We start from the raw sequence: 1,489 nt of genomic DNA, 5'->3' as shown, positions 1-1,489 counted from the left end.
GTCCGGGACGAGCCTGTATGGTCGCCGTCGCTGTATGTCGCTCCGACCGGAACATCGGCAAGAGAGAGAACAAAGATGAGTTCAAACGGAAGCCATGGCGGCAGCGATAGCAGGCATATCGCGGTGATTGGCGGCGGCATCATCGGCTGCAGCGCGGCTTTCCATCTGCTGCGGTCCGGCGTGCGCCGGGTGACGGTCATCGATGCCGGCCAGCCGGGTGCCGCAACCACAAGCGCCGGTGCTGGCTTCGTCTCCCATTGGTCCGCCGGCATGATCCCGCTCGGTGAAGAGGGCTTTCAGCTGCAGCAATATGGCCTCGATTTCTATCGCAGGCTGCACGAGGTCGGCGCCGAGATTGGTTATCGGCCGAACGGCACCTTGATCATGGCGCTGACCGAGGACGGGCGCGAACGCTTCGTCCGCCCGGTGCTGGATTCTCCCTATGCGCCGCCGGAAATGCAGGACCTGGATGCCGTGCAGATCGGGCAGAAGATGCAGGGTCTCATCGATCCGGCCCGGGTCCATTCGGCGGCCTACAATCCGCATGGCATCCAGCTCGACACCAAGCTGGCGATGGGGGTGCTGACCGGCCAGATCAGCGAGCTCGGCGGCGTCTTCCGCAGCAACGCACGCGTGACTGCCGTCCATGATGCCGGCGACCGGGTGACGATCGAGACCGACCAGGGCGGTCTTGAGGCTGATGGCGTGATTGTTGCCGCCGGCGCCTGGAACAACCAGGTCCTGTCAGGCCTTGGCTGGCAGTTGCCGCTGCTGCGCGTCGTTGCAACGCGCATCGTCACCGACGACCGTGGGCTGCCATCGACCATTCCCACCGTCCAGTGCCGCGAATTGCGGCTGTGGCTGCGCGAGACATTCGGCGCCATAATGTGGGGAACCGGCCGGCACTACAAACCTCTCTACAAGACGAACGACAGCGAAATCGAACCCGGCCAGCCGCACAATATCGGGCTGATGCAGGAAACCTCCGAGCAGGAGCTTGCCGAGTTGCAGACGGTGTTCCCGCCGCTGCGCGGTTCGACGATCGCGAGCTGGGCGCAAGGCGTGCCGTGCTACACGCCCGACAACGGCCTTATCGTCGGCAAGGTCCCCGGCAGCGACAATATCGTGGTCGTCGGTGGCGACAATGAGAGCGGCGTCACCCATGGGCCGGGTCTTGGCCGGCTCTCTTGCGAACTGGTTCTCGGGCAGACCCCGTTCGTTTCCGCCGAGCGGTTCCGTGTCGACCGCTACGCATCCGATGCTTTCAAGTCGGAAGCTGAAATCGAAGCCGCCATGCCGGTCTGGGGCGCGCGTCACGAGGCGTCGCGGTTTGGTCGCGAGGCCTGATCGTCAGCTGCCCCCGGCGCTTGCCTGCAAGCTGTCGCCGACGCTGCCGAGCAGCGCCTGCGCCACCGCCCTGACAACCGGGCCGGCGTTCTTCCTCATGACGATGTGGAAGGAGCCGGCGTGGCGCCGCGAGGTCTTGGTC

1 protein-coding gene is annotated in these 1,489 nt (G+C 65.3%); it reads left to right on the top strand.

From position 1 onward, the window contains the following. The first annotated feature begins 75 nt into the window (after positions 1 to 75). Complete coding sequence (locus EN925_RS35450) at positions 76 to 1,347, top strand: FAD-binding oxidoreductase (RefSeq protein ID WP_127368422.1); 1,272 nt, start codon at positions 76 to 78, stop codon at positions 1,345 to 1,347. Positions 1,348 to 1,489: the final 142 nt, after the last annotated feature.

The sequence above is a fragment of the Mesorhizobium sp. M7A.F.Ca.US.006.04.2.1 genome (assembly GCF_004022915.1).
GTDB classification, from domain to species: domain Bacteria; phylum Pseudomonadota; class Alphaproteobacteria; order Rhizobiales; family Rhizobiaceae; genus Mesorhizobium; species Mesorhizobium ciceri.
This window is presented reverse-complemented; position numbering and strand designations above follow the sequence as displayed.